The sequence below is a fragment of the Streptomyces sp. NPDC012827 genome (assembly GCF_042900905.1).
Classification (GTDB): Bacteria; Actinomycetota; Actinomycetes; order Streptomycetales; family Streptomycetaceae; genus Streptomyces; species Streptomyces gulbargensis.
Genome location: NZ_JBIBBY010000015.1, coordinates 1 through 26,449 on the forward strand (window position 1 = coordinate 1; position 26,449 = coordinate 26,449).

The following is a 26,449-nucleotide window of genomic DNA, read 5'->3' on the forward strand; positions in this document are numbered from 1 at the left end:
CTGCTCCGCAGACACGACGCGACGACCCTACGGGTCGTCAACTCGGGCGCTCCGCGCCCGAGTTGGGAATTGCTCCGCAATTCCTGCGGGAACCTACTCCGCAGTTTCCCTTTTCGGGGGATCGCTCCGCGATCCCCCGCTTGAATTCGCTCCGCGAATTCAAGAAAAGCGGCTGGCTAGGGGGCGGGGGCTCTCTGGATTTGCGTGGAACTGGTAATCCCCCGGCCCGGCCTCGGTGTTACCCGGCCTGCGCTCGCCGCCACTGCACTTCCTCGGCGGTCATCGGGGCCTGGATGCTGTACACGTCACCGACCCGCAGATTGGCCGGCGTGCTGTACTCGCCGTAGGTGCCGACGACGGAGACGGCCACATGGGAATCGGGCTGCCAGAACGTACGCACATGCGGGGCATTCGCCGGGGTTTCCGGGATTTCCACCAGGGGGACGCCGCGCCGTACCAACAGACGTTGCAGCTTGTCGAACCGAAGCCGGGGAGTGAACCGCCCGTACCGGGTACGAAACGCGTCGTTGACAAGGGTGCGGTCCCGGTACGCGAGCCGGTGCACCTGCACGGTGAAGTGGTGGCCCGACCAGGGATGGTCGGCGGAAGCACGGTCCCAGTAGAACTCGGCAAGCCCGTAGTCACGGCACATGCTGCGGCCGTCGACGGTTTTCTCGGCGAAGTCCGACCCAAGAACCGTGGTGACGTGACCGGGAGAATCCGCAGGGCCCACGCCCAGCAAGGTACCGGTGGTGACGACATCCACATAGAAAGCCAGAGAATACGGAGTCACGGACAATCCTCAATGCGGTGTAATCCAACGCAATGCGGAGGGACATCCCCACCATGGGCGCCCACCACCCCCGCCCACCCGCACGAAAACCCGCCAGGCCCCCATCGACCCGGCAAAAATTCTACTCCGCCCCAGCCGCTTCACGCCCCCACAACCCACGCCTCGCCAGACTCGCCCATTTCACGCACCGAACATCACCAGTTCAAGCAACCTCTTGGAGCCGATCCGAGCCAGTACGACTCACCTCTGGGCCCCTGAAAGTCAGGTGTAGACCTCCGTCCGACGCCCCGTCATCTCCTGATGCAGCGGTTCCCTGGCTGGAAGGCCGGCGCCCGTGCCACCCACCCCGCACAGCGAGGGGATCGAGGACGCCGGCCCGTTTCTCGTTCCAGCCCCAGACGGCCACCCGAGCGTGACCGCCGTGCTCCCATCATCGGCGCCGCCGCCATCGCATCAGCGTGGCCGCCAGATCCGGGAGCGCGCGGACGACGGCGACGACGTCGGAGCGGTGGGCCCGCAGGATCGCGGTGACGCTCACGATGGTGGCGCTGAGGATCGCGAGGGCGAGCAGGACGAGCACGGCAGCGGTATAGGGGTCGATGGGCATGAGTGTCCTCCTGATGGTCGAGAAAAAGTCCTCCCGTCCCCGACAACCGGGGAACGGTGGACCGCAGGTTGGAGGACCGGGGGGTTAGCCCCGCAAGAGCCGCTGGAGCCGTCCTCCACCCCTTCCGGGGCCTCGGCCCTGCCCGGACAGCAAGAGGGGTTTTACGGCCGTAAAACCGGTGGAACGGCCGACGTGTATACCGCGGTACACACACGGCGGCGGCCTATGGAGCGCGGCATATGGGGGTGCTCCAGGCGTTGTTGGTAGGACCCGGCCCGGGCACCACCTTTTGGTCAAGTGGAGGACAAGGGGGAGACCATTGATCACCACCTCCTGGTGCTCGATGCCTATAACGGCGTTATACCCGGCCGGCTAGCGCCGAGGACGCAGCCCCGGGAGCGGCTGCCGCCGCCCCGCACCGCCCTGACGGGCCGCCTCGTGTACACGCGTGCGCCCGTGCATGACGCGCGCGCGAGGCCCCGACACAGCCCGTAAACCGCCCCAGACTGTCCCGGAGCCCGGGGCGAACTCCCCAATGACCGCCGGGCGCCCCTCATACGGACGCACAGCGGGGGAGAGAGAACCGCCGGCAGCGCGGGGAAGGGCCCGGAGCGGCCTGACGGGTGAGTCCGGGGCGCGGAGCACCGGAGGGGAGGACGCGGAGCGTCGGCCCCTGCCCGGACGGCCCGGCCGAGCGGTCCGGCGCTAAGCGGCGGGCGCGGCCCGTACGGACGGCGCCGGCCCCCACGGGCGGGAGAGCGCGGAGCGCTCGCCCCGGGGCGCGGAGCGGCCCGGGCACGCCCTGGGCGGCGGGACGACGGGCCCCGGCCCCGGCCCCGGCAAGAGACTCTGCGGCGCGCCCCAGCAGCCCGCAGACGCTCCCCCCGCCCCTTCCCCCGACCTTATGGTCGCCGCCCGGCCCGTGGCGGCCCTCTACGGCCCCTCTTGGGGGCCCCTGGAGCGCACCCTGATCCCCGTTGCTCTCAGGGGCGGGCAGGGGTATCTGGGACCGTCCTGCGGCCCCGGACGTCCTCCACGGCTGCGCCCGGGCGGGGCAGTCGTTCCGGTGCCCGTATGACCGTTCCGCGCTGCGTCCCCGTGCCCCCGTACCGAGGCATCCGCCGGGACCGGCGCCGGGGTCCGCTTCTACTTTTGGGCCCTCATGTGAGGGCCCGTTTATGAAACTTGCCCAGCTCACCGCGCGGTCCGGCCGCCGTGCGCACGCTCTCCGGGTGCTCACCGTCCGGCCGTGCGGTGCCCGAGGGGAACGTACGGTCCGCGCTGCCCGGCCCCGGCCCCGTACCCGTTTGGAAATCATGGTTTCCACTTCGCTCGAACCGTCCATCCGCCCGTCGAACGCCGCTGCACGCCTGCTGCGCCCCCGTCCCGTGGTTTTTTCACGAGAACGGGCAGCAGCTGTTCATCGCTTCGGGAGGCACCGCCATCAGCGACTGTTCGATTCCCTGCCACCCGTCTATAGGTTGAATTCGTGGCTCCAAACGGCAGTGCCAGGAAGCACCCGCGTGCCGGGTGACGGAGGCTGGCTGCTATGTCCCACCACCTCAGCGGGCCCAACCTGCGGCCCCCATGGACGACGGCCGTCTCGACATGACCGACCTGTTCGCGTTCACGGCGGACGGCGACCGCACCGTTCTGATCATGAATGCGAATCCGGTCGCGCCTACGATGGGCGACTCCTACCACCCCGACGCGGTCTACCGCATCAACGTCGACACCGACGGCGACCACCAGGCCGACGTGGCCTTCAGCTTCGTCTTCTCCGAGCACCGGAACGGGCGTCAGACGTTCACGCTCTACCGGGCGGACGGCGAGCAGGCACGGTCGCACGAGGCGGGTGGCCACGAGGTCGTCACCGACGAGCCGGTCGCCTTCGGCCCAGAGCCCGAGATCATCGTCTCGGGTCCATCAACGCGAACATCGCCCCGCACAGCGACCTCCTGCCGGAGTTCCCCTACCTCGGCACGCCTCATCCGGCTCCAACCGCCTGAACGAGGGCCCGCGCACGACGATCGGCCGGGCGGCGGGAGTCCGTGGCAGCGTCCGTGGGCTCCCGTCCACGAGACACATCGCACGCGGAGGCTGTCTGACTCCGCGCTGGCCGTTGTTGATCAGGGCTGCTTGCTGCCCTCCCTGGCAGCAGTTCGAATTCCATAGCCATCCGAGTGCCTCCCAAAGTTGTGAGCAGTTGCTGTCCCTTCTCGTGAACAGAGCCAGTCCCGGCCCCCCGGATGCCGGGAGGAACGGCGAAGGCCTCCAGGGGGCCGGGGGCGGCTCCCTGGAGGCCTTCGCGGGCGCGGGCGCCGGGTCAGGTGGTGAGGGCGGCGAGGAGGTCGGCAGGGGCCGGGTGGGTCTGTCCGAGGAGGGGGTGGGTGTCGGGGGAGGTGTAGGGGTGGCGTCGGCGGCCGGCGGTGCGCCACCCCGTCTCTTCCTCCCACACCAGCGCGGGCACAGGGGCGTCGGGCGGGAGGAAGAGGGCTGCGCGCAGGGTGTCGCCGGTCTGTTCGACGGCTACCGGCTCCGGGGCGGGGCGGAGACCGGCTCCTGGGCGACGGTCTGGAGGTAGCCGGCGGCGTCGCGCGCAGTTCGGGTGGGGGCCGTGCCCGGCCGGCTCTCACAGCGGGCGGGCGAGCCCGGTCCCGTCGCAGTGGAAGCAGCGGCCGCCTCCCGGCGTGCTGCGGGCACCGATGGTGCCGGCGGCGTGCCGGAAGAGCCGGGTGAGGCCGGCGGACGCGCGCCGCGTGGACCGGGATGTCCTGGCGTCTGCTGAGGGTGGTCTCCAGGGCGATGCCGGGCCCGGTGAAGTGAGCGTGGGGGAGGTCACCGGTCATCGCGCGGAGCGTGTCGTTCGCCTCGTGCATCGTCTCCCGTGCCGGTCAGCTGCATCCGGGCCGCGAGGATGGTGTCGGCGGCCGCGGTGGAGGGCAGCAGGCCGACCGGGCGGGTGAGCGGTCTCGACGCGGTCGCATCGGAGTGGGGCGCGCACCACGGGGGCGTCCATCGTCACCCGGCGTACCGGAGTGGGCTCCTACCCCGGTGGAGCCCACCGAGTTGCACGACGCTTCTGTGCCTGTCTAGTTCGACATCCCTGGCCAGCCGCAGGAGCGTCGATGGTGTCAGTCGCCTTGGCCGTACAGCCCGGCCAGCTCGGATCCGCCGGCCCAGTGGATGTTCGTGATCTTGTTGAGCGTGTTCGGGTCGCTCACGTACGGCTCGGCTCCGCTCTCGAAGAGCGCCCAGACGTGCTCGTTGCCGTCGGAGTTGCCGTACGCCAGGCCCTCCATCATCGAAGGGGCGCGCATGCAGAAAGCCGTCCCGTCGGTGATGTCCGTCTCGTAGGACGTGGGTCGCACCCAGACGTTGCTGCGGTTGTGGCGGCCGAACGACGTGGCAAAGATGTACTTGTCGCCCACGACCGCCATGCCCTGGGTCTTCGCCGGCACCCAGCGCTTCTTGCCGGTGTACGTCAGCGCACCGGTGCTGCTCGTCGAGTACTGCCACATGCTTTCGTGGCTCGTGTCGGAGAAGTCGCCGGTCCACAAGGTGGTGCCCTCGCCACCGCCGAGTCCGAGGAACGAACCCTTGCCAGCGATGTCCTGCGTACCCTTCGGCTGGATCACGTTGTTTGTGTTGGCGCCCGCCAGCTCCGCACGCACGGTGGCGGTCGACCAGTACTTCACGCCGCCCTCGCCGCTGACGTACACGTGACCGCCGGTCACGACTATGCCGCCCGCGTGGGTGTTGGGGATCAGCATGTGACCAAGGCTCTCGCCCCGGCGTGGGCCGCTCAGGGCGATGCCCCAGATCGCGCTCGCGCCGTCACCGCTCGAGTGGTACGCCGAGATCAGCAGGACGTCTTCGCTCGTCCCGTCCCAGTCGTTCCAATACGCCAGACCCTGCGGGATGAAGCCGCCGCTGTACAGACCCTGCGGCACGGCCACACTGTTGTGGAACGTGCTGTCGTACGTCTCGCTGGCGGACGGCCCGGGGTAGAAGTCCTGGGTCCCCGTCGTCGTACGGCAGTTGGCATCATCGGCCAATGTCGATGCCGCTGCCAGAGTCGGTGTCGATGCCAGTGCCGATGCCGATGCCGATGCCGATGCCGACTGTGCGGGGGCGGTCATGACGGCACCACCAGCCACTAGCGCGGCGATCGCGATGGACATCGTGATTCGGGTGGGCAGCATGTTGATTCCCCTTTGGGGTCGCGGGCGTGGAGGTACTTGGGCGTGCTTGATCGCGCGTGTGGTGCGTTCCCGCAAGCTAGATCCAACCGTACATTCGTTCGCGTATTGTCTAGTGCGTTGGCCACGAACGTTGACCGGGTCTGGCGATGTGTCCGTGCATGTTCGTGGTGTCGGGACAAGGCCGTCAGGGCTCTCGGCGGATGGTTGTTTTTCTTCACACCAAACTCAACTGCTGTCGGATAACCGCCAGTTGCGCCCCGTCAGCACGGCCGGCCGACGGGTGTTGCGTCGGTCCGGCACCGGTTCCGGTCGTGACGGTGTGGCCGGGGCCGTGCGCGCTTCCGCATCGGACGGGCGGCCACCGGTTGGGTCAGCGAGCCGCAAGCTCCTGTGGAAGAGACGGCGAGAGCGCATCGCACAGCTGTTGGACGTAGGCCAGGGCGGCGAGCTGCGAGGCGCTGGCTTCGTTCACTTCGAGGGGCAGCGTTTGTCCAGCGGGCTGGGAGGCAGTCGGCTATCCGCGTGCCCGCTGGTGTTCACGGCAGATGACGTCACTCTCAACTTCGCGGCTCGTCCTCTCCATGCGGGTAGTCGGGCGTCGGCGGCGAGGGGGCCGGGGTCCCGTCCCGGGCTCTCCCGCGGAGCCAGGTCGTTTCCCGCGGATCAGTCCTCCAGCAGCTGCCGCAACCGGCAGGCGTACCACGCGGTCGCCCCGCACACTGCCACGTAGATGACGACGCCCTGGAGAGCGAAGTTGACGTAGTGGAACTCCCACTGCGCCGCCCCCGGTTCGGTGCCGTACCGGGGGTTCTCCCAGATGTGCGGAAGGAACTGGGCGACGAGCCCGCCCAGGAGCTGGGCGGCGATGTAGAGGGCGGTCAACTCCCCGAGGCGCCGCAGCCAGGCCCGTCGGTCGGTGCGGATCAGGGTGCGGACTCCGGCGAGCGCGTTCCCGGGCTGCCACCGCGGGCCCGCCGGGGCGACCCGGGCGCAGACCGCGGGCACCAGGACCACGGCCGCGATCACGAGCCCGACCAGTAGCGCGTTCAGCAGTCCTGCCGTGCTTTCCGAGCTGACCCGGCTGCGGCCCTGGGGCACGAGGAGCACCGCCAGGATCGGCAGGTGGGTGATCAGGGCGGCGAGGTGCACCCGGCCGAGCTGCGCGGCCGAGGGCGGACCGGGGTGACGCGGGCGCGAACGGGTCGGTGTCTCGGGTGTGGTCATGCGGCTGATCCCATCACATCCTTTCACTTTGGTGAAGTAGTTTTCTTCACCAAAGTGAAAGACTTGTACGCTGGTCGGCATGAGTACCGAACGGGACGGCGCCGCGCTGGGCCACGAGCTCAGCCTGTGGGTGGTGCTCTACCACGAGCAGCTCGCGGCCCGCCTGCACGTCAACGCCACTGAGCACAAGGTGCTCGGCATCATCTCCCGCACCCCTGGCACCACTCCCGGTCGGCTCGTCGGCGAAACCGGCCTCAGCAACGCCGCCATCACCAAGATCATCGACCGGCTGGTCGCTCTCGGATACGTCGAACGCGCCAGGGATCCCGGAGACCGCCGCCGGTTCACCCTGACCGCCACAGCCGCGCACCGCCGCGTCCTGGGTGCGGCCATGGCCCCGATGACGGCAGGTATGGCCGAAGTGGTGCAAGGCCTCGACGAGTCCGAACTGGCCGCCGTCGGCCGCTGGCTCACCGGAACCGTCGCCGTCATGCGCGAGGCCGCTCTCGCCCTGGCCGAGGAGAACCGCAGAAATGATCCGAAGGAACCCGCCTAGCTGTACTGCCCCTGTTGGGACGCACGGCGCAGTGGTCGGCCTTGAGGAACTGGCGGGACGGCGTCTGGTGCATCGGAGCAGTAGGCGCGCGACTGCTCCGGCCGGGTGGAGGAAGGCGCTGGCCCCGGGGCCGGAGGGGCCTGGGTGGCGCGCGGGCCGTCTTCCGTTTCGGGACCCTCGGTCAGGGCCTGCGGAACGCCTTCGATGGGGTTCCGCGCCATGGCCCGTGGGCTTCCTCCTCTTCGGTCCCGCTGCGGCCGCGGTTCCGCCGGGCTGGTCAGCACGGGATTCCTCGGCAGGCCGCTCGTTGAACGTTCAGCGCTGACGGGGTCCGGACCGTCGGCCCGGACCCCGTCAGCGCTCGATCCCGCGTGGGCCTTACGGAAGGGTGATCATCGGGGTGCCACCGTTGAAGTGGGTGCCCATGTTGGTGCGGACGGAGACCTTGCCGTTGGCCAGCTCGAAGACGTACAGGTCGGCCTTCATGTCGCCCGTCGCGTCACCGAAGCGGAGGTGGCCGAGGTCCTTGCCGTCGAGGTAGCGTCCCCAGCCGACGGACCAGTCGGTGCCGCCGTCGAAGTAGGTCCCCATGTTCTCAGCGGCGTGGCTGAGTAGGACCTGTCGCACCACGACATCGCGTTGCTCATCAGCAGGTGCTCGGTGCGGTCCTGCCGGCGAAGCGGTCCGCGAGCCAGGGGAGGCCGTCGGCGCTGGTGCCCTCGGTCGCGGCGATGTGGCCGGGGATGTGATTGCCGGCGAACCGGACCGTCGCACCGCGGCGGCACCAGTCGGCGGCCAGGTTTTTGCCGACCTGCTGGGGAACGACATCGTCCAGGGCGCTGTGGGAAAGCAGGATGGGCGCCGTCGGCTTGCGATTGCCGAGCTTCAGATCGGCCACGATCGCGTCCCACGGGGCGCGGGTGAGGCGCTCGGTCAGCGGACGCCCGTCCACGGTCAGGAAGCGGGAGTTGAGGAAGGGGTACTTGGCGAGGGCCTGCGTCGTGCACAGGTTGTCCCGCAGGTCGGCGGTGACGCGCTTGCCGTGGGCGTTGAGGTAGGGGTCGATGTCGATGCCGTACGCGGTGGAGAGGCCGGAGAGGGAGTAGTTGAAGAACGCCCCGTAGGCGGAGCCGTCCATGCCGGCGGCCACCTTGTTCATGTCCGCGGGCGGAGCGCCGACGACGGCGCCCTTGATCCTCAGTTCGGGAGCGTAGGCCGGGGCCAGTTCGGCGGCGGACGCCGTCGCGCCGCCGCCCTGGGAGTAGCCGTAGAGGGCGACCGGACCGGCGTCCGGGAGGTCCACCGCTTCCAGGCGCTGCGCTGCCCGGACCGAGTCCAGGACGGCGCGGCCCTGCGCCTCCCGGGCCATGTACGTGTGCACTCCGGGGGTGCCGAGGCCCTGGTAGTCGGTCACGACGACGGCGTAGCCCTGGTCGAGGAGCTTCTTGATGGGCAGCGCCTCGTACTCGGTGCCCTCGGCCATCTGACGCGAGGGAGCGCACTTGTCCGCCAGGCCCTGGGTGCCAGGGGCGAAGCCGACGATAGGTCGCTGGCCGTACGGCGAAGTCCTGGGGTTCAGGACGGTGCCGGTGACGGCGATGGTCCTCCCGGCGCGGTCGGTGGTGCGGTACATGATTCGGTGGACGCTCGCGTCAACCTTGACGGCCTTGAGGGGATCCAGGTAGAAGACGCCCGACTCGGAGCTGAGTACGTCGCCGTTCCCGGCGGGCAGGCTCGTGGGCCGCTGTGTGAACGGCCGGTCGGCGGCGACCGCCTCTCCGGACGGCACGGAAAGGGCCAGCGCGGCAGAGGCTGTGGCGGTGAACGCTGCCACAGCACGCCCGCTCAGGGCGCGACGACGAAGCACGAGGTCTCCTCGGTCAGGGATCAGGAAGATCCACTGAATACCGGAGGCCCGCCCTCCGGCGAGGCAGATAGAGAGAAGTGTCGCTACATATGGCGTAAAAGGCCCTCTGGTGAGGATCTCACCACTCGCGTCATCTGCTGGGGCACGTGAGGCCTTTCCACCCTGCCGGTGCTGGCCGCGTGTCGGAGGATCTTCGCGAGGGCCGCAAGGCCGCGGCGTGCCCGCTTTCCCGTGTACGACGTCTTCGCTTCCGCGCTGCCGTGTTCGGCACCTTGTCCCTGTCACCGGTGAGGGTGTCGGGGCAGGCGCGGGCGATCGCCCGCAGGCCGTCGATATCGGCGCCGACCGCCTGGCCGCGGCCTCGCCGTTCCCCGGCCTGCAGGAGCTTGACCACCAGACTTTTCCAAGGCGCACGGGCCTCGGACAGGTCGTCGCTGAAGACCGTCACGCCGCACCGGCGCAGTACGACGACGGCAGCCGCCTGGTGGGTGGAGGGCGGCAGGTGGCCCGTAACCCTGGGGCCGTCCAGCATGGACACACCTGCCGGAGCGTTCCCCTGTACGGGGGCCGGGTGCGGTCAGGCCTCGGGGGTGGCGCGGTTGCGGGGGCGTTCGGTGGACAGGACGGCCCAGACGCGCCGTCCGTCGTCGGAGGTGTCGGTGCCGCAGCTCGCCGTGCCGGGGACGGCGGCGAGGGCGGCGAGGATCGTGTCGTCGGGTACGGCGCTGGTGTGGCTGAGGACGGCGATGAGGAGCATGTCGTCCTGGTCGGCGAGGTGAATGCTGATGCGCCGGCCGTGGTCGGCGGTGGCCGCGTCGACGAGGAGACGAACGGTCTGTTCGAGCCGGGTGTCGTCGGGGTGGGTGCAGCCCCAGTGCCGGACGGCCGAGGTGACTTTGTCGACGGCCTGCGTGCCCGTCCACGGATAGGCGGTGAGCGCCCAGTTCGCGGCGCGCCGGGCCCGTACGGTCATGCGGGGCCGACGGGCCTGGACGCGGGCCTGCCCGGGGCCGGGGAGCGGCAGGGAGGTGGTGACGGGCTTCGTCGACGGTTGCGGTCGCGGTGGTTCGACCGGCTTCTTCTGCGGGGGCGGGTACGTCGGGGGCACATGCGGGCCCTCACCGTCCAGCGGCATCGGTTCGTTCACGACAGACTCCTCGCACTGACCCCCATCCTGGCAGTGGGCGAAGGCCTGGCGGGGCCGATTCGTCAGATGGCCTCGGAGGTCTCGTCGGGGAGGATGGCGCCGACGTGGTGGAGGCGGTTGACGACGTTCTGAAGGGCACCCTGCGCTTCCAGCAGGCACTTGAGGGCGTCGAGAAGATCGTCCTTGGCCATCTCCAGGGCCATACCGACCGCCATGGTGTCGCGCGTGTAGAGGTTCTGCTTCTGCTGCACGTCTGTGAGGGCGCCCCGAATCCGGCGATCGCCGGTGGGAACCCGAGGAGGGCCCGTTCAGACCGATGGACTCCCCCGGCCCGCCTCCGCCCGCGCGGGGATGGACCTGCGACGAACTCCGCGGGGGCGCCTATCGAGCGCAGTCCCGGTGGAGCCGACCACGCTTCAACGTTCAGGTGTGCATACTCACGTGAGTACCCCGTACGCGGCTACTCGCCAATCGTCGGAGTGGAGTGCCTGTACCTGCCGGCCTTGACCACGGGAAGCTCGATGAGCACAGCGGCTGACTACAGCAACATCGATCCGGAACGGGCTTTGAAGTACGCCGTTCAGCACATTCGGGGCGATAGGGCCCAGATCATCGAGGGGATCATCGAACCGGTGTCGCCTACCTGGGACCACGAAGCGGCAGCAGAGGTCATCCGTGACCAGATCCGTCCGCGTGCCAGGCAGTTGGGGTGTGTAACCGGGTCCGGAAACCTCGACCTGCCCGGCTCCTCTAACTGGTATGTCCCTGACATCGCGGTGGTTCCCACAGCCCAGGCGAAAGGCGCTACCGCCCTCCTGCCTGAGGACACCCTGCTCATCGTCGAGGTGACATCGGAATCCAACCGAGACACTGATCGCATCGTCAAACGCAAGCGGTACGCCGAGTACAACGCACCGCTCTACCTTGTCGTCGACCGCCAGGAGCAGAGCATCACCCTGTTCTCTGAGCCCGGTCAGCTCGGCTACACCCGCGTCGACGGCCCCCACCCTTTCGGAACCACCATCAGGCTCCCGGAACCTTTCAGCCTCGATCTCGACACCAGCGAACTCAGCTGAGTCGATTCCACCACAAGAGATTGTCAGGTCACGCCCTCTCCCCGCCCGCGCGGGGATGAACCCTCGACCTCTCGCGCCGGCGGCGGGCTGCTCCCCCCGGGTGCGGGGATGGGCCCCGCCGCCCCCGACCCGCTACGACGTCGGAAAGACGACCAGGCGACCCGAGAGCATCATCGAACGCGACAGCCTCAGAGGTGAGAAGACAAGCTCAGTATCCCCAGGTGGCGTAGACGGTCACGTTGCCACCGTAGTCTCTGGCGCCGACGCACACGTCACGCCAGTCGAGCAGCCAGCCGCTGGAGCGGCAGCTCTCCTGATGGAGGCCCAGTGCGCTGATGATCTCCGGGCGGGACAGGCCGTCCTCGCTGGTGACCGTCGCGAAGCGCCAGCAGCCGCCGGAACCGCAGCTGGTGCCTTCGTCAACCATGCTGATGCCTGACGGCAGTGAGGGGAGGGCCTTGGACGGCGGGGCGTCCGAGCCTTCGGTGATCATCAGCGCGTGCAGGAGGCCGGCCACGAGAGTGAGGGCGAACTGCGTCCCCAGGAAGCCGACCGCTCGATTGCGGCGGGAGGTCCATCGCGGCGAAGGAGGGTTCTCGTGCCGTCCTTCCAGTCCTGCACCGCAGGCGATGAGCAGGGGCGCAAGAGCGGTGAACACAAGATGGGCGTCGGGTCTGGGGGCGTCGATCCGGCCGTGCTGGACACTGATCAGCAGACTGGCTCCGGCGAGCAGGGTGCCGCCGATCGTGAAGCCGACGGGGCGGGTGCGGGCAATCGTCATCCAGACGACGGCGGGCGCGACGGCGAAGAGTATCCCCAGGACGATCAGCATGTACGGGGGGACGTGCGACACCGAGCACCCGGTTTCACACGGCCGGGGCTCAACTCAGTCCCGCGGGGGGCGTTCGGCCAAGAACCGCGGCGAGGTGCTGCGGGCCATCGCCCGTATTCCAGGCCTCACTGCTCAGCGCCTGATCCGGGAGCACCGGGCTTGATCTTCGACGTCCGACCTCGAGCGACGCGCCGTACTCGATCACTCGGTGCGGTGATCGGCGGGCGTGGAAGCGGCCTTCGTGTGAACAAGGGGTGTGTCAGCACCAGCGGGTCCGGGGGCAGTTCCAGCCTCCCCCACCGCTTCCGCCCGACGAGTCGCCCGACCCGCCCGGCAGCCCGTCCGGGTAGGAGCTGGTGCGGCGCCGGTCACCGGGGAACGGGTCGTGGTAGTCGGGGTCGCCGTCATCGTCCCGGTCCGGCAGGCTCGGGCGGTCGCTGTCGTCTCTGCCGGGGTCGGGGCAGCCGTTGTCCGGGTGGGTCAGTCCGATGGTCACCCACATGTCGACGGTGACGTCCCCGCCCTTGGCCGGGTCGGTCGCGCACACCCGCCAGTCGTCGTACTTGCCCTCGTCGGGGAGCTGGTCGTTGACGTATGCCGTGGATGCCATGATGTGGTCGGCCGGGACGGTCCCGAGAGCTGCGACCTCCTTGTGCGCTGTCCTCCATGTCTTCCAGACCAGGTCCGGCATCGTCGGCCACGGGATCGCACCCCCGTCCTCCCGGGGGCAGGGGGCGCCCTTCTTCACCGCGCCGAAGTTGATCGTCCTTGTGCCTGACGAGGTCCAGCCGGTGCGCTGGAAGCAGACGGTCCAGTTGAGGCGCATCATGATGCTCTTGTCCTCGTCGGACGCGTCGTGCTCGTCCACGCCGAATCCGGCTGCCTCCGCGGCCTCCCGGGCGTCGTCCAGCGACATCCCCCGGTAGTCCTTCGCCGAAGGACGGGGCCTGGAAGTCGGTGACGGCGGGGACATCGTCGCCGTCCGGGCCGGGATGTCCACGATGCCCGCGCCTATGGCGGCTTTCCCGTCCGCCCGCGCCGCGGTGTCTCCGGTCCGGTCCTCGGGCTGGTCCGGGGCGACCGACCCGAGCAGAGCGAACGCCGCGATGGTGGCGGCCGCCTTCAGGCCCTTGCTCCAGGAGGTGTCCTTCCAGACCAGGACGATCGTGACGACCATGACCGCGAAGCCCAGGTACGGGCTGATCAACCCCAGCACGGGAACGGCGAGGAAGAAGCCGGCGCGGGCGCGGGTGGTCCGCCACCACCGGGGGCGGGGAGCGGCCGGTGCCGGCGACGGAGGGGAAGGGGCGGGCGGGCGGTGCATGGGCGGTGTCTTCTCTGGCGCTGGGGTATGGCGGCCCGTGAGGTCCTCGGGGACGTCTGTCGAGCGACCGCATCGTACAGAGCGAGGGGGATGCCTCCCGCGCAGGAGCGGTGCCGCCCGTTCGCCTGTTCGTGCTGGTCGCACGAGTGGTAGGCCTCTCCGTGGTCGTTCCGCTCCCGCGCCCCCGATACTCAGCCGTCGCCGTCTCGGTGAGGGGCTCTTGTGCGACGCGCCCAGTCGTCTTCTTCACGGGCACGCGAGGAAGCGGAGTTGGCGGGAGACCCTGCTTCCCTGTTGTGCCGTTGATGGGGTCTCGCCAGGCAGGGCACCAGCCTCCGGCGGCTTGCCGCCCCGGCGTTCGCGGGCCCGTGCCCTGGCCTGGTGGCGCCGGCGGCAGGGCGGTGACGAATGCCCTTTTCATCGGGGCTTGCACGCAGGCGGTGGGGATCAGCAGGTTTGAAAGCTCTCCGATCGCGCAGACGCCGTATTAACGTAGGCTTTATGTGAGCAGGTAGGAGACGCATCATGGGCATCATCGCGTGGATTCTCATCGGCCTCATCGCTGGTTTCATCGCGAAGGCGATCATGCCGGGCAAGGACCCTGGCGGCGTCATCATCACCATTCTGATCGGCGTCGCGGGCGGCCTGCTGGGTGGCTTCCTCGGTAAGGTCATATTCGGCGTCGACTCCATCGACGGCTTCTTCGAGCTCTCCACCTGGATCGCGGCCATCATCGGCTCCGTCATCCTCCTGGCCCTCTACCGCCTCGTCACCGGCAACCGACGACACGCCTGACATCGGCTTCCCCTTCTTTTCGGGGCGGAGCCGTTTCGTCGCCCGGCGTGGCGCCTGACAGAAGTGGGGCCGGAACCCGTTCTCGGGTTCCGGCCCCACTTTCCGTGGAAGCCGACGGAGCCGGCCCGGTCGGACATCTGATGCGAGGCGTACTCCGGCCCGGCCGTCGGGCATGATCTGCTGGACGGGACGGCGCGGGGGGCGCGTCTTTCCGGAACACCGGCTGGGGGGACAGGTCATGGAATGGGGAACGCTGGTCGCCACACTGGGCGGCGGTCTGATCGCGATCGCGGGTACGGTTCTGGCCGATCGCCTGCGTACCCGTCAGGAACATCACCGTGGCCTTCAGGCGCGCCGCCGGGACGTCTACACGGAGTTCATCGCGGCGGCGGGCGCGGCCCACACCGAACTGCGCCGCCTCGCGCAGAGTGGCGCCGAGGCGACCGGCCTGGAGGAGGCGAGCCGCCTGGCGCTGACGGACGCCCGCGTCTACGAGGTGCGCGAGCGCCTCTTCCTCGACGCCAGTGCCCGGGTCGCGGGAACGGGCCAGACCATGTTCGAACACCTCCGCGCTCTCCGAAGGACGGTCGCCGCGGGTGCCGGCATCTCGTCCCCCGCGTTCCACGACGTCTACCACCCCTACCTGGATGCCGTCTGGGCCTACCGTGAGGCCGTCCGCAACGAACTGGAGGGCCGCGCTCTCACGCCGAGCGACTTCGGCTGGTCCGCGTGGGACGGCCGCGAGCGCTGCCCACACTGCGGGCGGCGCGCGACGGGCACGGCACCCGGGCAGTCGATGACGGGGGCGGCTGGTCCGTCGTAGAGCAGGTGGCCTTTGCCGGCGGGGTGCAGCCCTGCGCGGTTTCTGCTCACGCGGCGGGGGAGAGCTGTTCACGCACCCATCCGGGGTTGGCCTGTCATGAGGGCCGTCGGCACGGTCTCGTTGCCGGCGTCGGCCTCGGCCAAGTGGAGCGGAGCGCGTTCGGCATCGTCACATTGCAGGGTCGTGCAGCGGTTCCAGGGCGGCTGGTGAAATGCCGGCGAGTGAGGTGGCATGGGAAGCGGGTTGGTGGGCAGACGAAGGCCGGGATGGTGGCATGGCCCTGCTGCTCCGCACGGTTCTCCCCCCGACCGTGCGGAGCAGCAGAGGGGCCCGTTCCTCGGACACGGCGGGGCTCACCCCGCCTCGCGGTAGGCGCCGGCGGGCCGGACGGCGGCGCGGCCGTACTTCGCGTTGATGGCGTCGAGGACGGGTTCGACGCGGTGGCGTGCCTCCCTCGCGGGGTCGAGGGAGAGCTGGGTGCCGGGGCCGGTCCCATCGGAGGTGAGGTCCTCGGCGGTCAGGGTCAGCCCCCGTATGCGGGCGCGCTGGAAGGCGAGGGCGTCCCAGATCCGCCACAGCGCGGTGCGCAGGTCATCGGTGTGGTGCGACGGGGCGGGCAGGCGGCGGGTCTTGTCCACGCTGCCGCCGCCGGCGAGCCGCACGGACAGGGACAGGGCGCCCGCGACCTGTTCGCGGGCGCGCAGGCGTTCGGCGAGGGTGACGACCAGGTCCAGCAGTGCGGCGCGCAGCAGGACCGGATCGAGCATGTCCCGCTCGAACCGGTGTGAGACCGAGCTGGTCTCGGGCAGTCGGCGTGCCACGACGGCACGCGGGTCGATGCCGTGGGCGCGCTGGAGCAGCACCCGGCCCTGCCTGCCGATGAGCCGGCACACCACACTCTCCGGCTGCGCCGCCAGCGCCCCGATCGTGTGGAGGCCGTAGCGGCGCAGCTCCTGGGCGGTCTTCGTCCCGACGCCGTGCAGCTCCTCGATGCCGAGCGGGGCGAGGAACGCGCGTACGGCGGGCTCGTCAGGCAGCCAGAGCACTCCGTCCGGGCCGGTGTGGGCCGAGGCGGTCGCGGCCGTCGCCCATGTGTCCGCCACCCCGATGCGTACGTCGGTGCCCGTGTGCAGCAGGGCGCGGACCCGCACCCGCTGGGCGAGCGCGCCGGGATCGGTGCGGTGCAGGCGCAGGGCGCCACCGGCCTGGACGAGGGCGGCGCCGGGCGGGAGCGGCTGCACGAGGGGCGAGACCTCCCCGAGCAGGTCGAGGAGCCGCCGGTAGGTGTCGGCGTCGGTGTCGGGGCGGCACCGCACATGCATGATCACACTGCGCCCGGTCATGCCGCGCCCGCTTCCCGGGCGTCTTCGCTGCGGGCCTGCTCGCGCAGTTCGATCCGGGCCGCCGACCCGGATCCCGGCACCGCCCGGTACGGGTGCCGCCACAGCTGGGTGGACAGCCGCAGCAACCGCCGCCGCAGTGTCACCGTCCCGGCCCCGGGACCGACTGCTGCGAGCGTGCGGTAGGTCGCTGACCAGGCGCTCTGCGTCTGGATGAGGTCGAGGGGGAAGGGTTGCTGCTCCATACCTCAAACAAAACACATGTTCGATTTTTGGTTCAAGTGGAATCCCCCGGTCGCCCGATCGCCACCGCCCGGCGGGGCTACGCGCGGCTCGTCCGTGACGTCCGCGAGGCAGGCGCGGTGGGGCGGTCGTGCCCCGGCTCGTCTCAGGCGGTCGGTGCTCCCACGTTCTCGCGGAAGCGGCCGGCGATGTTGCCCGCCGGGCCGTAGGCGCAGACGACGTAGGACTGGTACGACTCCGCGCCTTCGGGCCGTCCCGAGGCTCGGGCGCAGCCGAGGACGTCGGTGGTCTTCCACACGACCTGGGTGAAGCTGCCGGTGTCGGGTGAGTAGCCGGGGCGGTTCCAGTCGTAGCCGCCCGTCCAGCGGGCCTCGTACCAGAGCCGTACCGCCTCTTCGCAGGAGGCCGGGTCGTCGTCGTGCGTCGCGGACCAGAAGGTGTTCTCCCCGTAGCTTCCCGGTGCCGGTGGGGTGGAGAGCCCGTCCTGTGTCGAGGCGGCCCGGGCGCGCCTCGTGGCGTGTGTGATCGCGGCGTCGTCCAGCGTCAGGGGGTCGGCCCCGTGCAGGGCGCGGTAGGTGTTGTGGGCGGTGAGGCATTCCTGGTTGAACGCCGCGTCGGTGGTGTCCGGCAGCGGAGGGCGGGGGTCCGTGGCCTGGGCCGCCGGGGCGGAGAGGGTCGCGGCGCCGGCGAGGGCGAGCGCGGTGAGAACGCGTGTGGTTGCCTTCATGTCCCGCCGAACGATCATGAAGTGGTTCCGTCACCCGCGTACGGCCACTTGGCCGACGGTCCGGCTCAGGAGGTGGTGGCGACGGCGAGGCCGATGGCGATGAACAGGCAGCCGGTCGTCAGTTCCCAGCGGTGGCGGATCTTCGGCCGGGCGAGGAGGGCGCGCAGGCGTGTGGCGGCGGCGACGAGGGCGAACCAGTAGGGGATGCCGATCAGGATGTCGAGGGTGCCGAGGAGGAAGATCTGCCGTGCGGGTGAGCCGTCCGTGTGGACGAACTGCGGCAGGATGCTGAGGAAGAACAGGGCCGCCTTGGGGTTGAGGACGTTGGTGAGGAGGCCTTCGGTGAAGCCGGACCGCCACCGGCCGCGGGCCGGTCCGCCCGGGCCGGGTGGGGCGGCTCGGTCCTCCGGGCGGTCGGTCGGCGTGGTGCCGGTGCGGCGCGCGCGGGCGGTTCGCCGGGCGGTCAGGACCGCTCGGATTCCGAGGTACACCAGGTAGGCCGCGCCGAGCAGTTTGACGGTGTCGTAGACGACGGGAGAGCGGGCGGCGATCACGGAGAGCCCCGCGGCGGCGGCGAGCATGTGCACGCCGAGCCCGGTCTGGGCGCCCAGTGCGGCGGCTCGTCCTTTGGCGGGGTGTTCGCCGGCGGAGCGCAGTACCACCAGGAAGTCGGGGCCGGGGACCAGATAGGCCAGCAGCACGACACCGAGGAACCCCACCAGGTCGACCGACATCCGTTCTCCCCTTCTCCGGCGTGTGGCCTCTCCCGTACCCGCTCGGGGGCGGGACAGGCGGGTGTGGTCGGGAACCGGGTGCGGTGGAGCGGGGTCTTGGACGTACATGACGGCGAGTGGCGACACGATGGGTGAGGATTCGACGTGGGGGGAGCTTCTGTTGGCGTCCCTCCTCGCGCTGGGGATCCCCACCGCCCTGGTCGGGGTGGTGATCTTCGGTGTGGTGGGGACGGTGTTCTGGGTGACGGCGCCGGAGCGCCGGTGGAGGCGTGGGACGGCACGGGGCGGTGACCGGTGAGCCGGGGCCGTGTCAGTTCGGCCGGGCCGGGCATGGGGTTCGGCTGCCCGGGTGGGGGACGCGCAGGGCCAGGAGGGCGACGTCGTCGTCGTTGTCCGGGGGGCGGACGTCGGTGAGGAGGCGGTCGCAGAGGGCGTCGAGGCTGTGGCGGGCGAGGGTGGCGGCGCGGCGGCGGAGGCGGGCGAGGCCGGGTTCGATGCCGTGGGCGCGGGATTCGATGAGTCCGTCGGTGTACAGCAGGAGGGTGGAGCCGGGGGGCAGGTGGACGGTGTCCCGGCCCCGGGTGATGTGGGTGCCGGTGCCGAGGAGCACGCTGCGGGGGGTGTGCAGGTAGTCGGCGTGGCCGTCGTGGGTGATGAGGAGGGGCGGGGGGTGGCCGGCGTTGGTCCATTCCCAGGTCCATCCGGTCTCCGGGGTGGTGGAGAGGCGGCCGAGGATGAGGGTGGCGGTGGAGAGGTCGGTGGAGCGGGCCGTCACCTGGTCGAGCTGGGCGAGGACGCTGGGCGGGTGCTGCTCGGACCATGCCAGGGCGCGGAGCATGTTGCGCAGTTGTGCCATGCGGGCGGCGGCTTCGAGGTCGTGGCCGGCGACGTCGCCGATGACGAGGCCGGTGGCGTCGTCGGAGAGGGGGAAGGCGTCGTACCAGTCGCCGCCGACCTGGGAGGCGTCGGGGGCGGGGAGGTAGCTCGCGTACAGCTCGACTCCGGGTACGTCGGGGAGACGGGGCAGGAGGTAGCGCTGCATGGTTTCGGCGATGCGGCGCTGGCGCTGGTAGAGGCGTGAGTTGGAGATGGCCAGGCCGGCGCGGCGGGCGATGTCCTCGAGGAGGGACAGGTCGCGGGTGGTGAAGGGGACGGGGTTGTCGCCGCGCCCGAGGGTGAGGGCGCCGAGGATTTCGCGGGGGCCGCGGATGGGGGCGATGACGGCGGAGTGGATGTCGGTGGCGGCGAACAGGTCGTGCTGGACGGCGGCGATGCCGGAGTCGGGTTCGCCCTGGTAGATCTCCGGGCCGACCAGGGAGGCGGCGCTGCCGCGCAGGGCCCGGGAGAGGGGCAGGGGTGACTGTGCCGTGACGCCGGGGATGGGGCCTTCGAGTTCGGGGTGGCGCAGGAGGCGGCCGCTGCGGTGTTCGGCGACGCGGGTGCGTCGGATGTCGCCGCCGTCGGCTATCAGGTCGACGACCATCCAGTCGGCGAGGCGGGGGAGGACGAGGCGGGCGAGCCGGTCGACCGTCTCCTGTTCGTTCATCGTGGAGGTCAGCGAGGTGGTGGTCTCGGCGAGCAGGGCGAGGCGTTCGAGTGGGGGGAGTGATCCTCCGGCGGCGGCCTCGGGTACGTCGACGGTGCCGGGGTGGAACAGCACCAGGGTGCCGGGGCCGTCGCCCGCGGGGTGGGGGGTGGCGGTCCAGTGGACGGGCAGGAGGAGTCCGTCGCCGCGTACGAAGCACAGGTCCGTGCCGCTGCCGGCGACGCGGGAGACGACGGCGTCCATGAGGGGGCAGAGGGCTCGGGGGCCGGTGTTGCCTTCGGCGTCGCGGTGCAGCAGTTCGTGGTGGTCGCGGCCGAGCATCGCGTCGCGGGTGAGGCGCAGCAGGGTGAGTGCGCGGTCGTTGACGGCGGTGATGCGGCCGGTTTCGTCCACGAGGTAGCCGCCGAGGTCGCCGACGGTGGGGGCGGTGTCCGGCGGTGCCGTGTGCTGTTCCCGCATGGGGTGCCCCCTTCCGTGTGTCGGTGAAGCGTCGACGGGCGGTCCCAGTAGAACACGCGGTCCGGGGGCGGAACCCGCAGGTGGGGGGCGCGCCTGGGGGACTGTCGGGGGTGTCGTCCGGTGGTCGCGGGGTGGGGGCGCCGGGGGGCGTCACCTGTCGGGGGTGGGGGTGTGGAGGCGCCAGAGGGTGAGGGCGAGGCGGGCGCGGGTGAGGCCGGTGGGGGTGGTGGGGTCGAAGGGGAGGGTGCGGGTGAGGTGGTCGAGGCGGCGGGAGACGGTGCTGTGGTGGAGGTGGAGGCGGTCGGCGGCGCGGCGGACGGAGGCGGTGGCGCAGTAGGCGTCGAGGGTGGCCAGGTCGTCGGAGCTGGTGGCGAGGTGGGTGAGGGCGGCGACGTCGGGGTTGGCGCGGGCGGTGCCGGCGGGGATGTCGGCGAGGAGGGCGAGGGCGCCGAGGTCGGTGTGGTGGACGACGGGTTGGTGGGGGGTGGTGAAGCGGAGGGCGGTGCGGGCGTGGTGCCAGGCGAGGGTGGGGTCGTGGGCGGTGGCGAGGCCGGCGCGGGTGCCGCCGGGGAAGCGGGTGGGGTCGAGGGTGGTGGCGAGGAGGACGCCGAGGGGGGTGTCGGTGCCGAGGGCGGCGGCTTTGACGAGGCCGTGGGGGCAGACGTGGGCGGCGAGGCGGTCGAGGGGCTCCGGGGTGTGGACGGCGGCGACGTGGAGGCGGGCGCCGGCGGGGAAGCCGAGGAGGCGGAGGGCGCGGGCGCGGGTGGGGTCGTCGGTGGTGGGGCCGACGGCGAGTTCGACGAGGGCGGGGTCGGCCATGGTCGTGCGGGCGGGGCCGTAGCGTTCGACGGCGGCGGCGACGGCGAGGGCGAGGCGGTCGAGGAGGAGGTCGTCGAGGTGGTGGGCGGGGCCGGGGCGTTCGAGCCAGACGGTGCCGATCTTCTCGTCGTCGAGGGTGACGGGTGCCGTGGAGGTGGCGGGGAGTTCGGGTCCGGTGGCCTCGGTGCCGAGGGGGGAGACGCGGATCGGCCGGCCGGTGCCGTGCAGGCGGATGCCGGTGACGCATTCGGCGAGGCCGGCGGAGGCGCGGGCGAGTGCGGGCAGGTCGACGCGGCGGCGCATCAGGGTGTCGTAGAACGTCACGATGCGGATCGCGCCGTCGACGTAGGGGTCGAGTCCCGACAGACGTAGTGCCAGTGCCTCCATGGCGGACAGGATAGGAGCGCCGGTGGGCGCGGGGGCGCGCCGTTCGGTGCGTGGGTGGCCGGTGGTGTGCGACGGGTGGCGGCTGACGGGTGGGGGGCGCCGCGCGGAGGATGGGCCGCATGGATCCCGAACTCGAAGTGTTCGTTCCGCTGTTCCCCCGTACGGACCTCAGTGATCCGGTCGTGTCCCGGGAGGGGCTCGCCGGGTTGGCGGCGGCCGTGCCGGTGCCGGAGGTGCAGGGCCTGGTCGTGGAGGAGTGGACCGTTCCGGCCGTGGTGCCGGGTGCGCCGGGGGTGCCGGTGCGGGTGTACCGGCCGGCCGGTGCGCGGGGTGCGGTGGTCTGGCTGCACGGCGGCGGGTACGTGATGGGCACGCTCGACACCGAGCATCCGTGGGCCGTGCGGCTCGCGGCCGGTTCCGGGCAGGTGGTGGTGTCGGTGGGGTACCGGCTGGCTCCGGAGCACCCGTTCCCCGCGGCGCTGGACGACGCCTGGGCCGTACTGCACTGGGTGGCGGCGAACGCCGGGCCGCTCGGGGTGGACGGGGAGCGGATCGCCGTGGGCGGGCACAGTGCCGGGGGCGGGCTCGCCGCCGCTCTGGCCCTGCGGTCGCGGGACGAGCGGGGGCCCGCGATCCGGTTCCAGCTGCTCAATCAGCCCCAGCTGGACGACCGGCAGGAGTCCTGGTCGCGGCGGAACTTCACGGACACGCCGTGGATGGACCGGGACCGGGTGGCGGCTTCCTGGGGGTTCTACCTGGGCGGTGCGGAGGCGACGCCCCTCGCGGCGCCGGCGCGTGCCGCCGATCTGGGCGGGTTGCCGCCGGCGTACATCGGGACGGCCGAGCTGTGTCCGAACCGGGACGAGGACATCGCGTACGCGCTGCGGCTGCTGCGGGCGGGGGTGACGGTCGAGCTGCACCAGTGGCCGGGGACCTTCCACGGCTCGCAGGCCATCGTCAGCGCCGAGATCTCGCAGCGGCAGAACGCCGAGCTGGGGGACGTGCTGCGCCGGGCCCTGGCCGGCTGACGTCCGGACGACACGACCGAGGAGTCACTGTGAGGATACGTACGTTCATGCTCGCCGCCGCGCTCGGCCTGGCCGCGGGCGCGCCGCCCGCCTCGGCCACCGGACCGGCGCCCGCTCCCCCGGTGTCCGTACCGCGGGAGCCGGTGGCGGACCGTGCGGCGCTGCGTTCGGCGCTGGACGGGCTGCGTGATGCCGGGATGCCGGGGGTGTTCGCGGAGGTACGGGACGCGGGCCGGACCTGGCGGGGCGCCTCGGGTGTCGCGGATCTGGCCACCGGCCGGCCCGTCACGCCCGGGATGCGGCACCGGGTCGGCAGCATCACCAAGACCTTCGTGGCCGCCGCCGTGCTGCAGCAGGTCGAGCGGGGCCGTCTGCGCCTGGACGATCCGGTGGGGGACCATCTGCCGGACCTGGTGCCGGGTGAGCGGGGCCGGCGGGTGACCGTGCGGATGCTGCTCAACCACACCAGCGGGTTCGCCGAGTACATCCCGTACGCGTTCCCGTCGATCAGCGGGGCCGGGGAGCCGGTGTCGGCGCGGAGCCTGGACGAGAACCGGTATCGGACCTTCCGTCCGGCCGAGTTGATCGCGCTGGGGCTGGCGGCGCCGTCCACCGGTGAGCCGGGGGCCACGCCCGGCGTCTACTCGAACACCAACTACCTGCTGCTGGGGCAGTTGCTGGAGCGGGTGACGGGCCTGCCGGCGGAGGAGTACATCACCCGGCAGGTGATCCGGCCCGCCGGGCTGCGGAACACCGGCTTCCCCACCGGGGCCCGGATACGGGGGCCGCACGCGCGGATGTACGAGGGGCTGTGGGGGGCGCTGGAGCCGCCGCGGGACTACAGCACGTACGACATGTCGTGGGTGATGACCGGTGCCGGGCTGGTGTCCACGATGGAGGACCTGAACCGTTTCTACGGGAAGCTGCTGGCCGGTGAGGTGGTGTCGGACGCGTCGCTGGCGCAGATGCGGCGGACGGTGCCGGTGATCGCCCTGGACGGTTCGACGATCGAGTACGGGCTCGGGCTGCACCGGCTGGACGTGCCGGGGTGCGGCACCTTCTGGGGGAACGAGGGGACGGTGTGGGGTGCGGGGACGGTGACGATGACCCGGGCGGACGGGGGCCGGCAGGTGTCGTTCGCGATCAATCTGATGCGGTGGAGGAAGCCGCATCCGATCGACGGGGCGGTGGAGGAGCTGACCCGGGCCGGGATGGGGTGCGGGCACTCCTGAGCCCTCCTGAGGGGGACCGGTACGGCGGGGCGGGTCGCCGTCCCGTACGGTCCGCGGGCCGCGGGGGGCTCGCGGTGTGCCGTCATCGGCCCTGCTGCGGGTCCTTGGCGAAGGTCTTCGTCGACCAGAGGTGGCCGAGGACCGTCATGGCGGTGCACCAGGCGAGGGCGAGCCAGCCGTTGTGGCCGATCTCCGTGCCGAGGAGGAGGCCGCGGAGCGTCTCGATGGCGGGGGTGAAGGGCTGGTACGCGGCGATCGGCTGGAACCAGCCCGGCATGGCGTCGATCGGGACGAAGGTGCTGGAGATCAGCGGGAGGAAGATCAGCGGCATCGCGTTGTTGCTCGCCGCCTCCGCGTTCGGGCTGACCAGGCCCATGCCGACCGCGATCCAGGTGAGGGCCAGGGCGAAGAAGGCCAGGAGGCCGAAGGCGGCGAGCCACTCCAGGGCGGTGGCGTTCGTGGAACGGAAGCCGATCGCCACGCCGACCGCGCCGACCAGGACGACGCTCGCCACCGACTGGAGGACGCTGCCGGCGACGTGTCCGACGAGGACGGACGGGCGGTGGACGGCCATGGTGCGGAAGCGGGCGATGATGCCCTCGGTCATGTCGTTGGAGACGGAGACCGCCGTGCCGATCACGGTGCTGCCGATGGTCATGAGCAGCAGGCCGGGGACGAGGTAGGCGACGTAGGCGGCGCGGTCGGGGCCTCCGTCGGTGATGCCCGCGCTCATCACGTCGCCGAAGACGTGGACGAAGAGGAGGAGCAGCATGACGGGGGTGAGCAGCAGGTTCAGGGTGAGGGAGGGGTAGCGCCGGGCGTGCAGGAGGTTGCGGCGCAACATCGTGGTCGAATCGCGGACGGCGAGGGAGAGGGAGCTCATCGGACAGCCTCCTTCGGCTGGTCGGGGGTGGGGGCGGCGGTGAGGGCGAAGAAGACGTCGTCCAGGTCGGGGGTGTGCACGGTCAGTTCGTCGGCCTCGACACCGGCGGTGTCCAGGCGGTCGAGCAGGGCGCGCAGCTCCCGCTGGCCGCCGTCGCTCGCGACGCGCAGGGTGAGGGCCTCGTCGTCGCGGGCCGCCTCGCGCAGCGCGTCGCAGGCGCTGCGGTAGGGGGCGGGGGCGGTGAAGCGGAGGCGTACGTGGCCGCCGGGGACGCGGCGCTTGAGGGCGTCGGCGGTTCCCTCGGCGACGATCTTCCCGCCGTGGAGGACGGCGATGCGGTCGGCGAGTTCGTCGGCCTCCTCGAGGTACTGGGTGGTGAGGAGGACGGTGACGCCGTCGGCGACGAGTTCGCGGACGATCTGCCACAGGTTGTAGCGGGAGCGGGGGTCGAGGCCGGTGGTGGGCTCGTCGAGGAAGATGACACGGGGGGCGCCGACGAGGGTCATGGCGATGTCGAGGCGGCGCTTCATGCCGCCGGAGTAGGTGGAGGCGGGCTTCTTCGCGGCGTCGGTGAGGTCGAAGCGGGCGAGGAGGTCGGCGGTGACGCGGCGGCCTTCCCGCCGGGGCAGGTGGTGGAGGTCCGCCATGAGGAGCATGTTCTCCTCGCCGGTGATGAGGCCGTCGACGGCGGAGAACTGGCCGGTGACGCCGATGGCGGCGCGGACGGCCTGGGGGTCGGTGGTGAGGTCGTGGCCGGCGACCCGGGCCTGGCCGGCGTCCGCGGCCACGAGGGTGGAGAGGATCTTGACGGCGGTCGTCTTGCCCGCGCCGTTCGGGCCGAGCAGGGCGAGGACCGTGCCTTCGGGGACGGTGAGGTCGATGCCGTCGAGGACGGTGACGTCGCCGTAGGACTTGCGCAGCCCGTGCGCCGTGATGGCCGGGTTCGACATGGCGGGTGCTCCTCGGTGGGGGTGGGGCGGGTCAGAGGCTGTGGGCGGTGATGTCGCCGTGGGAGGTGGTGGCCCGGATGGTGAGGCCGGCGCCGGCGCCGTCGGCGTTGCGGAGGGAGTTGTGGATCCGGCCGTAGGAGGTGCCGGCGTCGAGGGTGGCGGAGACGCCGCGGGCGGCGCCGACCGTGATGGAGCCGGACAGGGTGCCGAGGACGAGGGTGCCGCCGGCGGCCTCGTGGACGTGCAGGTCGCCGCGGCTGGTGGTGAGTTCGGCGGAGCCGTTGAGGCGGCCGATGGTGATGTCGCCGTCCTGGAGGGAGAGGCGGACGCGGCCGGCCTCGTCGATCTTGACGGGGCCCTGGGCGCTGTCGAAGGTGACGTCGCCGAGGCGGCCGACGCCCCGGAACTCGGCGCCCGCGGCCTTCGCGTCGACGGTGGAGCCGGCCGGGAGCTGGACGGTGACCTCGACGGCGCCGGAGGGGCCGAACAGCTGGTTCCCGGCCTCGGGGGCCGTGATCCGCAGGACGCCGTCGGCGTAGGCGACGGTGGTGCCTTCGGCGGCCTTGGCGTCGCGGTTCCTGGCGGGGTCGGCGGGCCCGACCTCGACGGTGGTGTCGGCGCGGTCGGCGGCGATGAACCGGATGCGGCCGGCGGGGATCTCGACGGCGGCGGCGATGGGGGCGGGGGTGGCGAACTTCTGCATGACGGCTGCTCCTCAAGAGGCACTGTAGGTGTTTCCGACAAGGGAAAAGCTACGTTGCTTTCCATATCCCTACAAGAACTTCGTTGCACCACAGATGTGTTTCAGCAGCTCACAGCCCTTATTTTGTTGCAATGATCTCCGATTTCATG

General features: G+C 71.1%; 27 protein-coding genes. 7 read left to right on the forward strand and 20 right to left on the reverse strand.

The genetic code is table 11. The annotated features are described in order from the left end of the window. Window positions 1-238: 238 nt before the first annotated feature. Together ACFY60_RS28305 and ACFY60_RS28310 are read right to left on the reverse strand one after the other, a co-directional pair. On the reverse strand, window positions 239-793 hold the full coding sequence (locus ACFY60_RS28305; RefSeq protein ID WP_387793133.1) for a hypothetical protein: 555 nt from the start codon (window positions 791-793) through the stop codon (window positions 239-241). Window positions 794-1,223: 430 nt separating this feature from the next. Further along, window positions 1,224-1,400: a hypothetical protein gene (locus ACFY60_RS28310; RefSeq protein ID WP_387793135.1), complete on the reverse strand. Its 177-nt coding sequence runs from the start codon at window positions 1,398-1,400 to the stop codon at window positions 1,224-1,226. A 1,587-nt stretch (window positions 1,401-2,987) separates the two neighbouring features. Here ACFY60_RS28310 and ACFY60_RS28315 point away from each other — a divergent pair. Beyond that, complete coding sequence (locus ACFY60_RS28315; RefSeq protein ID WP_387793137.1) at window positions 2,988-3,575, forward strand: DUF4331 family protein; 588 nt, start codon at window positions 2,988-2,990, stop codon at window positions 3,573-3,575. 151 nt (window positions 3,576-3,726) lie between these two features. Here the strand turns inward: ACFY60_RS28315 and ACFY60_RS28320 are convergent, their stop codons facing one another. The 3 genes from ACFY60_RS28320 to ACFY60_RS28330 all read right to left on the reverse strand — a co-directional run bounded on the left by ACFY60_RS28320 (window position 3,727) and on the right by ACFY60_RS28330 (window position 6,829). Next, complete coding sequence (locus ACFY60_RS28320) at window positions 3,727-3,870, reverse strand: hypothetical protein (protein WP_387793139.1); 144 nt, start codon at window positions 3,868-3,870, stop codon at window positions 3,727-3,729. Between the two features lie 664 nt (window positions 3,871-4,534). Next, on the reverse strand, window positions 4,535-5,605 hold the full coding sequence (locus ACFY60_RS28325) for a hypothetical protein (protein WP_387793140.1): 1,071 nt from the start codon (window positions 5,603-5,605) through the stop codon (window positions 4,535-4,537). Window positions 5,606-6,268: 663 nt separating this feature from the next. Further along, window positions 6,269-6,829 (reverse strand): hypothetical protein, encoded by a 561-nt coding sequence (locus tag ACFY60_RS28330; RefSeq protein WP_387793142.1) that lies wholly within the window; start codon window positions 6,827-6,829, stop codon window positions 6,269-6,271. Between the two features lie 79 nt (window positions 6,830-6,908). Between ACFY60_RS28330 and ACFY60_RS28335 the strand changes: the two genes are divergently transcribed. Then, the gene (locus tag ACFY60_RS28335; protein ID WP_387793144.1) at window positions 6,909-7,385 is read left to right on the forward strand and encodes a MarR family winged helix-turn-helix transcriptional regulator; all 477 of its coding nucleotides are present in this window, start codon (window positions 6,909-6,911) and stop codon (window positions 7,383-7,385) included. 378 nt (window positions 7,386-7,763) lie between these two features. Here ACFY60_RS28335 and ACFY60_RS28340 read toward each other — a convergent pair whose 3' ends face one another. The 4 genes from ACFY60_RS28340 to ACFY60_RS28355 all read right to left on the reverse strand — a co-directional run bounded on the left by ACFY60_RS28340 (window position 7,764) and on the right by ACFY60_RS28355 (window position 10,650). Then, window positions 7,764-7,976, reverse strand: coding sequence for a hypothetical protein (locus ACFY60_RS28340; RefSeq protein ID WP_387793146.1), 213 nt, complete (start codon window positions 7,974-7,976; stop codon window positions 7,764-7,766). Between the two features lie 55 nt (window positions 7,977-8,031). Then, window positions 8,032-9,219: an alpha/beta fold hydrolase gene (locus tag ACFY60_RS28345; RefSeq protein WP_387793147.1), complete on the reverse strand. Its 1,188-nt coding sequence runs from the start codon at window positions 9,217-9,219 to the stop codon at window positions 8,032-8,034. Window positions 9,220-9,829: 610 nt separating this feature from the next. Then, a complete protein-coding gene (locus ACFY60_RS28350) occupies window positions 9,830-10,399 on the reverse strand; it encodes a hypothetical protein (RefSeq protein ID WP_387793149.1) in 570 nt (189 codons plus the stop codon). Between the two features lie 62 nt (window positions 10,400-10,461). After that, on the reverse strand, window positions 10,462-10,650 hold the full coding sequence (locus ACFY60_RS28355) for a hypothetical protein (protein WP_387793151.1): 189 nt from the start codon (window positions 10,648-10,650) through the stop codon (window positions 10,462-10,464). 270 nt (window positions 10,651-10,920) lie between these two features. Between ACFY60_RS28355 and ACFY60_RS28360 the strand changes: the two genes are divergently transcribed. Further along, window positions 10,921-11,475: a Uma2 family endonuclease gene (locus ACFY60_RS28360; RefSeq protein WP_387793153.1), complete on the forward strand. Its 555-nt coding sequence runs from the start codon at window positions 10,921-10,923 to the stop codon at window positions 11,473-11,475. Window positions 11,476-11,683: 208 nt separating this feature from the next. Here ACFY60_RS28360 and ACFY60_RS28365 read toward each other — a convergent pair whose 3' ends face one another. Both ACFY60_RS28365 and ACFY60_RS28370 read right to left on the reverse strand, forming a co-directional pair. Continuing rightward, window positions 11,684-12,328: a hypothetical protein gene (locus ACFY60_RS28365; protein ID WP_387793155.1), complete on the reverse strand. Its 645-nt coding sequence runs from the start codon at window positions 12,326-12,328 to the stop codon at window positions 11,684-11,686. Between the two features lie 238 nt (window positions 12,329-12,566). Beyond that, a complete protein-coding gene (locus ACFY60_RS28370; protein ID WP_387793157.1) occupies window positions 12,567-13,631 on the reverse strand; it encodes a hypothetical protein in 1,065 nt (354 codons plus the stop codon). A gap of 525 nt (window positions 13,632-14,156) precedes the next feature. On the opposite strand from ACFY60_RS28370, the gene ACFY60_RS28375 reads away from it, so the two are divergent. Together ACFY60_RS28375 and ACFY60_RS28380 are read left to right on the forward strand one after the other, a co-directional pair. Continuing rightward, window positions 14,157-14,426, forward strand: coding sequence for a GlsB/YeaQ/YmgE family stress response membrane protein (locus ACFY60_RS28375; RefSeq protein ID WP_387793159.1), 270 nt, complete (start codon window positions 14,157-14,159; stop codon window positions 14,424-14,426). Between the two features lie 238 nt (window positions 14,427-14,664). Further along, window positions 14,665-15,249, forward strand: coding sequence for a CchlQ (locus ACFY60_RS28380; protein WP_387793160.1), 585 nt, complete (start codon window positions 14,665-14,667; stop codon window positions 15,247-15,249). 353 nt (window positions 15,250-15,602) lie between these two features. Here the strand turns inward: ACFY60_RS28380 and ACFY60_RS28385 are convergent, their stop codons facing one another. The 6 genes from ACFY60_RS28385 to ACFY60_RS28410 form a co-directional block, all read right to left on the reverse strand. Continuing rightward, complete coding sequence (locus ACFY60_RS28385) at window positions 15,603-16,592, reverse strand: hypothetical protein (RefSeq protein ID WP_387793162.1); 990 nt, start codon at window positions 16,590-16,592, stop codon at window positions 15,603-15,605. After that, window positions 16,589-16,834, reverse strand: a complete 246-nt coding sequence (locus tag ACFY60_RS28390; protein ID WP_387793163.1) for a hypothetical protein — start codon at window positions 16,832-16,834, stop codon at window positions 16,589-16,591. Before ACFY60_RS28390 ends, ACFY60_RS28385 begins: the two co-directional genes overlap by 4 nt. Before the next feature lie 143 nt (window positions 16,835-16,977). After that, window positions 16,978-17,559: a CAP family protein gene (locus ACFY60_RS28395; protein ID WP_387793165.1), complete on the reverse strand. Its 582-nt coding sequence runs from the start codon at window positions 17,557-17,559 to the stop codon at window positions 16,978-16,980. A gap of 65 nt (window positions 17,560-17,624) precedes the next feature. Further along, a complete protein-coding gene (locus ACFY60_RS28400) occupies window positions 17,625-18,293 on the reverse strand; it encodes a LysE family translocator (protein ID WP_387793166.1) in 669 nt (222 codons plus the stop codon). 310 nt (window positions 18,294-18,603) lie between these two features. Continuing rightward, window positions 18,604-20,298 (reverse strand): SpoIIE family protein phosphatase, encoded by a 1,695-nt coding sequence (locus ACFY60_RS28405; RefSeq protein WP_387793168.1) that lies wholly within the window; start codon window positions 20,296-20,298, stop codon window positions 18,604-18,606. A 150-nt stretch (window positions 20,299-20,448) separates the two neighbouring features. Continuing rightward, window positions 20,449-21,504 carry a helix-turn-helix domain-containing protein gene (locus tag ACFY60_RS28410; RefSeq protein WP_387793170.1) on the reverse strand — a complete coding sequence of 352 codons (1,056 nt, stop codon included), beginning with the start codon at window positions 21,502-21,504 and terminating at the stop codon, window positions 20,449-20,451. A gap of 119 nt (window positions 21,505-21,623) precedes the next feature. Here ACFY60_RS28410 and ACFY60_RS28415 point away from each other — a divergent pair, with 119 nt between their 5' ends. Further along, window positions 21,624-22,532, forward strand: a complete 909-nt coding sequence (locus ACFY60_RS28415) for an alpha/beta hydrolase (protein ID WP_387793172.1) — start codon at window positions 21,624-21,626, stop codon at window positions 22,530-22,532. A 29-nt stretch (window positions 22,533-22,561) separates the two neighbouring features. Then, window positions 22,562-23,764, forward strand: a complete 1,203-nt coding sequence (locus ACFY60_RS28420) for a serine hydrolase domain-containing protein (RefSeq protein ID WP_387793174.1) — start codon at window positions 22,562-22,564, stop codon at window positions 23,762-23,764. 82 nt (window positions 23,765-23,846) lie between these two features. Here the strand turns inward: ACFY60_RS28420 and ACFY60_RS28425 are convergent, their stop codons facing one another. Genes ACFY60_RS28425 through ACFY60_RS28435 form a run of 3 tightly spaced genes read right to left on the reverse strand, consistent with a single transcriptional unit; the run spans window position 23,847 to window position 26,300 of the window. Continuing rightward, entirely contained in the window at window positions 23,847-24,647 is an 801-nt protein-coding gene (locus ACFY60_RS28425; protein ID WP_388616854.1) for an ABC transporter permease, read from the reverse strand. Continuing rightward, on the reverse strand, window positions 24,644-25,597 hold the full coding sequence (locus ACFY60_RS28430) for an ATP-binding cassette domain-containing protein (protein ID WP_388616857.1): 954 nt from the start codon (window positions 25,595-25,597) through the stop codon (window positions 24,644-24,646). Before ACFY60_RS28430 ends, ACFY60_RS28425 begins: the two co-directional genes overlap by 4 nt. A 31-nt stretch (window positions 25,598-25,628) precedes the next feature. Continuing rightward, window positions 25,629-26,300: a DUF4097 family beta strand repeat-containing protein gene (locus ACFY60_RS28435; RefSeq protein WP_387793180.1), complete on the reverse strand. Its 672-nt coding sequence runs from the start codon at window positions 26,298-26,300 to the stop codon at window positions 25,629-25,631. Window positions 26,301-26,449: the final 149 nt, after the last annotated feature.

Coding starts and splice junctions, on each gene's coding strand:
- ACFY60_RS28310 (WP_387793135.1), bottom strand. CDS start 1,400: ATGCCCATCGACCCCTATACCGCTGCCGTGCTCGTCCTGCTCGCCCTC.
- ACFY60_RS28315 (WP_387793137.1), top strand. CDS start 2,988: ATGGACGACGGCCGTCTCGACATGACCGACCTGTTCGCGTTCACGGCG.
- ACFY60_RS28325 (WP_387793140.1), bottom strand. CDS start 5,605: ATGCTGCCCACCCGAATCACGATGTCCATCGCGATCGCCGCGCTAGTG.
- ACFY60_RS28330 (WP_387793142.1), bottom strand. CDS start 6,829: ATGACCACACCCGAGACACCGACCCGTTCGCGCCCGCGTCACCCCGGT.
- ACFY60_RS28335 (WP_387793144.1), top strand. CDS start 6,909: ATGAGTACCGAACGGGACGGCGCCGCGCTGGGCCACGAGCTCAGCCTG.
- ACFY60_RS28340 (WP_387793146.1), bottom strand. CDS start 7,976: ATGGGGACCTACTTCGACGGCGGCACCGACTGGTCCGTCGGCTGGGGA.
- ACFY60_RS28360 (WP_387793153.1), top strand. CDS start 10,921: ATGAGCACAGCGGCTGACTACAGCAACATCGATCCGGAACGGGCTTTG.
- ACFY60_RS28370 (WP_387793157.1), bottom strand. CDS start 13,631: ATGCACCGCCCGCCCGCCCCTTCCCCTCCGTCGCCGGCACCGGCCGCT.
- ACFY60_RS28375 (WP_387793159.1), top strand. CDS start 14,157: ATGGGCATCATCGCGTGGATTCTCATCGGCCTCATCGCTGGTTTCATC.
- ACFY60_RS28380 (WP_387793160.1), top strand. CDS start 14,665: ATGGAATGGGGAACGCTGGTCGCCACACTGGGCGGCGGTCTGATCGCG.
- ACFY60_RS28385 (WP_387793162.1), bottom strand. CDS start 16,592: ATGACCGGGCGCAGTGTGATCATGCATGTGCGGTGCCGCCCCGACACC.
- ACFY60_RS28390 (WP_387793163.1), bottom strand. CDS start 16,834: ATGGAGCAGCAACCCTTCCCCCTCGACCTCATCCAGACGCAGAGCGCC.
- ACFY60_RS28395 (WP_387793165.1), bottom strand. CDS start 17,559: ATGAAGGCAACCACACGCGTTCTCACCGCGCTCGCCCTCGCCGGCGCC.
- ACFY60_RS28400 (WP_387793166.1), bottom strand. CDS start 18,293: ATGTCGGTCGACCTGGTGGGGTTCCTCGGTGTCGTGCTGCTGGCCTAT.
- ACFY60_RS28405 (WP_387793168.1), bottom strand. CDS start 20,298: ATGCGGGAACAGCACACGGCACCGCCGGACACCGCCCCCACCGTCGGC.
- ACFY60_RS28410 (WP_387793170.1), bottom strand. CDS start 21,504: ATGGAGGCACTGGCACTACGTCTGTCGGGACTCGACCCCTACGTCGAC.
- ACFY60_RS28415 (WP_387793172.1), top strand. CDS start 21,624: ATGGATCCCGAACTCGAAGTGTTCGTTCCGCTGTTCCCCCGTACGGAC.
- ACFY60_RS28425 (WP_388616854.1), bottom strand. CDS start 24,647: ATGAGCTCCCTCTCCCTCGCCGTCCGCGATTCGACCACGATGTTGCGC.
- ACFY60_RS28430 (WP_388616857.1), bottom strand. CDS start 25,597: ATGTCGAACCCGGCCATCACGGCGCACGGGCTGCGCAAGTCCTACGGC.
- ACFY60_RS28435 (WP_387793180.1), bottom strand. CDS start 26,300: ATGCAGAAGTTCGCCACCCCCGCCCCCATCGCCGCCGCCGTCGAGATC.